Origin of the sequence: Conyzicola sp. (assembly GCF_046714715.1) — a bacterium.
Taxonomy (GTDB): domain Bacteria; phylum Actinomycetota; class Actinomycetes; order Actinomycetales; family Microbacteriaceae; genus Conyzicola.
In genome coordinates this window covers 1-5,974 of the sequence record NZ_JBKKAD010000054.1, presented here as the reverse complement: position 1 = coordinate 5,974, position 5,974 = coordinate 1, and the positions used below count along the sequence as shown (strand labels likewise).

Genomic DNA, 5,974 nt, shown 5'->3' with positions numbered 1-5,974 from the left:
AGGTCGCGGGCCAGCCAACGGGGTTAGTTGAGGTTGTCGAGGAAGAACTTCTCGAACCGGTCGAAGGGGATCATTTCTTTGCGGTCGTAGAGGTCGACGTGGTCAGCGCCCGGGACGATGACGAGCTCGACGTTCTCCGGCGAGGAACCGTGGATGTCTTCGGAGTAGTACCGGGAGTGCGCCTCCGAACCGGCCGCGAGCAGGACCGGTCGCGGTGGAATCTGGGCGAGGTTGGCCATCAGCGGGAATGCGAAGAAGGATGCCGGCGTGGTGGCGGTGAAGGCGGTGGTGGAGTTGACTGCGCGGGGGTGGTAGCCGCGGTCGGTGCGGTAGTAGTCGAAGAAGCTCGACGTCACCGGGTCCGCACCGTTCGGGAGCGTCTCGGGAAGGACCCGGTCGCCGGAGATCAGGTTGCCGTCCTCGTCGAAGGCGACTTCGTGGGGTCCGCGGGCGTAGGTGCCGTTCTCCGCGTCGGCCCACCGCTGCTGGTTGTAGTACTCGATGACCTTGTGGCGCTGCTCGGGGGTGTAGCTGTCCTGGTAGCTGCGGGAGACGCTGCGGGACATGTCGTACATCGAGGCGGTCGCGACGGCCTTGATGCGGCTGTCGGAGGTTGCGGCGGTGATGGCCATGCCGCTGAGGCCGCAGATCGCCTGCACGCCGATCCGGTCACGGTCCACGTTTCCCTGGAGGCCGAGGAAGTCGACGGTGGCGCTGAAGTCTTCGGTGTAGATCTCCGGCGACGCGACGTCGCGGACCTCGCCGCCGCTCTCGCCGCTGAACGACGGGTCGAATGCCACGGCGATGAACCCGCGGCGGGCGAACTCGTTCGCATACAGCCCGGAGGACTGCTCCTTCACGGCGCCGAACGGGCCGCTCACGGCCAGAGCGGGAAGCGTCCCGGTGGCGTCTTTGGGTGTGTACAGGTCGCCGGCGATCTCGATGCCGAAACGGTTGCGGTAGCGCACGGGGGTGCGGGTGACGGTCGGGTCCAGCTCAAAGGTGTATCCGTCGGAGTTCTGCATGGGAATCTCTCCTTGATTGCGATGGTTTGTCGGTGGCGGGGGTGCCGCGTAGTCACTCGATGGGATAGCCGCGCCGAGTGCCTTAACCACGCTACGAGCGCGAGGACGAGGTTGGGAGGTTCGCATAGGTCCTCCCACACGGCCGGTTCCGGTGTTCCCTGTTTGAGCTTCTTGGCCTTACGCGACGGCGTCGGATATACCGGGACAGCGTCTAAGTGCCGTCCGGATTCGCGTCGGAGAATGTCCGGCGGTATAGCGAGCTCTCACCGAGCTGTCGGGATCGAACTCCTGACGTCCGAGCTGACCTCGGGCCGATTATCCGTTGTGCCCGACCACGATCACGTCGACGGGTAGAACCCGGTGGGCCGGTGCCCAGCTGAGGTCGAATGCTTCGCCACCGACCCACGCCAGGAGGAAAATCACTGGGGCCCCCTCGCGTAGCTGTTCACCTGCCCGCGCGAGTCGGAGCGTCAGTCGCGGATCTGTGGTCATCAAGTTCACGGCATGACATGGCTGATCAAGGTGAATCAACGCCACATCGCTTTCGCCATCGAATCGGGCGAGTGTGCGATCGTCCAGATGGAGATCGCGACCGTCTACCTTCAACGCGAGATCCGACCCGATGGGGATGAAAGTGCGTTGTAGCCCGCTGTAGCGCGAGAACGAGGTCGGACGCTCCAACCTCGCGATGCTCAGACGCCACGGTCTCGATGACGGCGTCAGGACGGAGCTTTCTCGCATCGAAACCAGGTTCTGGGTGGTGCCTTCTCCATTGCGCCACACCTCCACGGCAGCGTCCTGAATGCGGCGCAATTGCACGATTTCCGTTGCTTTACATGAATGAAACATATCGGAAACCTTTCACAGTGAATGAATCTATACAGTCAGATCATGTCACCAACGGACCTTGTCGCCGCATCCACATCCATTGAACGTGTGCGCGCGCTATTTGACGGCATTCGACTCACCCCGACGCAACGTCAACTGGCTCAATACATCGTTCGGCATGCGAACGAAGCGGCCTATCTATCCGGCCCCGAACTCGCCTCGCGGGCGAACGTCAGTCAGCCCGCGGTGACGCGCCTTGCCGTTGCTCTCGGCTTCGAAGGCGCCCCCGCCCTTCGCGGCGCACTACGTGCAATCGTCGTCAACGAGGGGCCCGCGTCGACCCCTGCCGTCGCGGGAGGTTCCGACCGGCTACTCGCTGTTGATCGCGCGATCAGCCATCTCGTCGAGCTGCGCGATGACGAATCGCTCGCGGAACGGGTGCATCTTGCCGGACGCATGCTGGCCGACAGCAGCCCGCTGGTAGTGCTCGGCCTCCGGGTTTCCGCTGGGCTGGCCGACCACTTCGGGTACTTCGCGGCGAAGATCCATCCAGCGGTCACCGTCATCGACGAGGGCGGGTCACGGATGCTCGACGACCTTCACCAGGCTCAAGCCAGCGGAGCCACATCAGTACTGGTCTACGCCCTGCCGAGATACCCGCGCGAGTTGTTCGTCGCGATCGAGGCGGCCCGAGGACTTGGCCTCTCGGTCGTCTCCATTTCGGAGAGCCCGATGAGCCCGATCGCACATCTCTCCGAGATCGCACTGTATGCCGGCATCGAGACGGACCTTGTTTTCGATTCCCACCCGGCGCCCCTCATGTTGACGTCGCTACTGCTGAACGCATTGGGCGACGCCAACCCCGAACGCACCCAACAGCGACTCGAGCAGTTCGAGAATTACGCCTCGGCGACGCGACTGTTTCAAGCCTGACTGCTGTAGTCGCGCAGCGCGACGCACCCAAGATTTCGCCTGCACCATCCCGAAAAGCACCACCCGACACGCACCACCGTGAAAGGAAACATCATGAACACCACTAGCAATTCTCCTGCCGCTGTAGCACGCAGGCGCCGCCTGCGCACTACGAGCTTCGCTCTCGCCGCGATGGCCGTAACCGTTGCTCTCTCGTCTTGTTCTGCGGATGGTGGCACGCCCGCCGGCACAGATTCCGACTTCACCGGGGCGGCAGCGATGGTTCCCGAAAACGTCCGTGCCGAAGGTGTGTTGGACGTTGCCACCATCAACGACTACCCGCCGTTCGCCTATACGGGCGACGACGGAAGCCTCCAGGGTTTCGACATCGACATGGTCACGGCCATCGCAGACCAGCTCTCGCTCGATGTATCTTTCGCACCCGTCGCTTTCGAGACCATCATCCCGTCAGTGCAGAACGGGCGATACGACATGGGCGCTGCGGGCATCGGCGATCTCGTCGAGCGGCAGAACGCCGTGGACTTCGTTGACGCGTATCGAACCGTGGTCGGTTTCATGGTGCCCGCCGGAAACCCGGGTGGCCTGACCGCCACGAGCGATCTGTGCGGACTGTCGATGATCGCCGGCGCGGGCGCCGTGGAGATCGGCGTGATTGAGGGACTGTCGGCAGACTGCGAAGCGGAGGGCAAGCAGCCCATCGGTCTTCAGGTCTTCGCCGACACGACAACTGAGATGCTCGCACTTGCCGGCGGTAGAGCTGACGCGGTCCCCTACGACGTGGCGGTCGCGGCCTATATCGCAGGCACGGAGTACGAAGGCGTCGAGCTCTCGGACCGCGTCCTCGACGAGGCGGCAACCCTCAGCGGGTACGCCTTCAGCAAGCAGAACACAGAACTCACCGCCGCGGTACAAAGCGCCATCAACGAAATGATCGACGACGGCAGCTACCAGGCGATATTCGATAAGTGGGGGGTAGGAGACACCGAGCTGGACGAGGCCACAATCAATGGGGCGACCTCCTGATGAACGTCCTCGGCCGTGGGTCCACCTCGGAGGCGAAGTGGACCCACGCGGAACTCTTGGACGCAGCCCAGCTGGCAACCGTCCGCGGGAAGCATCCCTGGCGCGTAGTCGCTGCCGTTGTCGCCGTGGTCCTCGTTGCGTTCTGCGTATGGACCCTCGTCACCGCTCAGGCTTTCCAGTGGCCGGTGGTCGGTGACTACCTCTTCAATCCTCGCGTGATCGCGGGGGTGTGGACGACCATCTATCTCACCATCCTCGCAATGACCTTCGGCTGCCTCGGCGGCCTGCTTCTCGCCATCATGCGGCGTTCACCCAGTCGAGCGCTCATCGCGATTTCGTCCGGAATCGTCTGGTTCTTCCGCGGAACGCCCACCCTGGTGCAACTCATCTTCTGGTTCAACCTGGCATCGCTGTTTCCCCGCCTTGAAATCGGCATACCCTTCGGCCAGGCGATCTGGTCGGTCGACACGAACACCGTCATGACGCCGCTGCTGGCAGCGATTCTCGCCCTCGGCATCAACGAAGCGGCCTATATGTCGGAGATCATCCGCGCTGGCCTCGGCTCAGTCGACAACGGCCAGGTCGAAGCCGCAAAAGCGCTCGGAATGCGCAGCGGCCGCACGATGCGGCGAATCATCCTCCCCCAAGCGATGCGAACGATCATCCCGCCTACCGGCAACGAGCTGATCGGCATGCTCAAATTCACCTCCCTCGCGAGCGTGATCTCGGTGACCGAGCTCCTCTCCACCACCCAACAGATCTACAACCAGAACTACCAGGTCATCCCCCTGCTTGTCGTGGCATCGATCTGGTATCTCGCCCTGACTTCCGTGCTCTCGGTGGGCCAGGCCCGAGTGGAGCAGCGCTTCGGTCGCGGGGTGTCTGGGACCCGCAACGGGTGGCAACACCTCACCACGGGATTCCGCTTCCGCAAGCAGACCTCGTTTGAACCCAAGAAGGAGGCAGTCGGATGACCGTCGCAATGGTAGAGGCCCTCGGAGTGCAAAAATCCTTCGGACGAAACGTCGTGCTCCGCGACATCGACCTCACGGTGCAGCGTGGAGACGTCACCTGCATCATGGGCCCGTCGGGCTCGGGCAAAAGCACCTTCCTCCGATGCGTCAACCACCTCGAAAAGGTGGATCGCGGAGTTATCGCCGTTGACGGAGAAATCATCGGATACCGGCGCGATGGCGAACGGCTTCTCGAACTCAACGAGCAGGAGCTCAGCGCCCAACGTCAGCAAATCGGCATGGTCTTCCAGCATTTCAACCTCTTCGGGCACATGACAGCTCTGCAGAACGTCGTGGAAGCGCCCGTCGGCGTCGCACGCCGCAAACCGGACGAGGTCAGACGACATGCCCGCGAACTCCTCGACCGGGTGGGCCTTGCCGGGAAGGAACATGCCTACCCGTCCGAACTCTCCGGGGGCCAACGGCAGCGTGTCGCCATCGCCCGGGCGCTCGCCATGCGGCCAAAAGTGATGCTGTTCGACGAACCGACGTCCGCGCTCGACCCCGAGCTCGTCGGCGAGGTTCTCGACGTCATGCGATCTCTTGCGTCAGACGGCATGACCATGGTCGTCGTCACACACGAAGCGCAGTTCGCGCGAGAAGTAGCCGACACCCTGGTGTTCATGGACGACGGAGTCGTGGTCGAATCTGGTCCCGCAGCCGAAGTCCTCACCGCACCGCGCCACGAGCGCACCCGCTCGTTCCTCTCCCGAGTGCTTTGACGCACGCCCAGCCATTCCCCCGAACGCAACGAAGGACCACGCATGCCCATTCACGCACCCCGCGGCGCCGAGATCACCGCCAAATCATGGCAGACCGAAGCTCCCATGCGAATGCTGATGAACAACCTCGACCCCGAAGTGGCGGAACATCCCGATGAACTGATCGTCTACGGCGGCACCGGGAAAGCCGCCCGCTCTTGGGAAGCCTACGAGGCCATCGTGCAAACACTCCGCACTCTGGAATCCGACGAGACACTTCTCGTGCAGTCCGGAAAGCCGGTGGGAGTTTTCCGCACCCACGAGTGGGCACCGCGCGTACTCATCGCCAACTCCAACCTGGTCGGGGACTGGGCCACCTGGCCCGAGTTCCGACGACTCGAGCAACTCGGCCTGACCATGTACGGGCAGATGACCGCAGGCTCTTGGATCT

5 protein-coding genes and 2 pseudogenes are annotated in these 5,974 nt (G+C 63.2%); 5 read left to right on the top strand and 2 right to left on the bottom strand.

All coding sequences use genetic code 11. The features are described from left to right. Nucleotides 1-23: 23 nt before the first annotated feature. Both ACLQ6X_RS04470 and ACLQ6X_RS04465 read right to left on the bottom strand, forming a co-directional pair. Complete coding sequence (locus tag ACLQ6X_RS04470) at nt 24-1,025, bottom strand: alpha/beta hydrolase (RefSeq protein WP_411698974.1); 1,002 nt, start codon at nt 1,023-1,025, stop codon at nt 24-26. Nucleotides 1,026-1,526: 501 nt separating this feature from the next. Continuing rightward, a pseudogene (locus ACLQ6X_RS04465) lies at nt 1,527-1,766 on the bottom strand (HutD family protein); the annotation flags it as partial. A gap of 150 nt (nt 1,767-1,916) precedes the next feature. Here ACLQ6X_RS04465 and ACLQ6X_RS04460 point away from each other — a divergent pair. The 5 genes and pseudogenes from ACLQ6X_RS04460 to ACLQ6X_RS04440 form a co-directional block, all read left to right on the top strand. After that, nucleotides 1,917-2,786, top strand: a complete 870-nt coding sequence (locus tag ACLQ6X_RS04460; protein WP_411698973.1) for a MurR/RpiR family transcriptional regulator — start codon at nt 1,917-1,919, stop codon at nt 2,784-2,786. 258 nt (nt 2,787-3,044) lie between these two features. Further along, entirely contained in the window at nt 3,045-3,809 is a 765-nt protein-coding gene (locus tag ACLQ6X_RS04455) for an ABC transporter substrate-binding protein (RefSeq protein WP_411698972.1), read from the top strand. A gap of 125 nt (nt 3,810-3,934) precedes the next feature. Beyond that, complete coding sequence (locus tag ACLQ6X_RS04450; protein ID WP_411698971.1) at nt 3,935-4,783, top strand: amino acid ABC transporter permease; 849 nt, start codon at nt 3,935-3,937, stop codon at nt 4,781-4,783. Further along, nucleotides 4,780-5,544, top strand: a complete 765-nt coding sequence (locus ACLQ6X_RS04445; RefSeq protein ID WP_411698970.1) for an amino acid ABC transporter ATP-binding protein — start codon at nt 4,780-4,782, stop codon at nt 5,542-5,544. Before ACLQ6X_RS04450 ends, ACLQ6X_RS04445 begins: the two co-directional genes overlap by 4 nt. A gap of 42 nt (nt 5,545-5,586) precedes the next feature. Further along, a pseudogene (locus ACLQ6X_RS04440) lies at nt 5,587-5,974 on the top strand (urocanate hydratase); the annotation flags it as partial.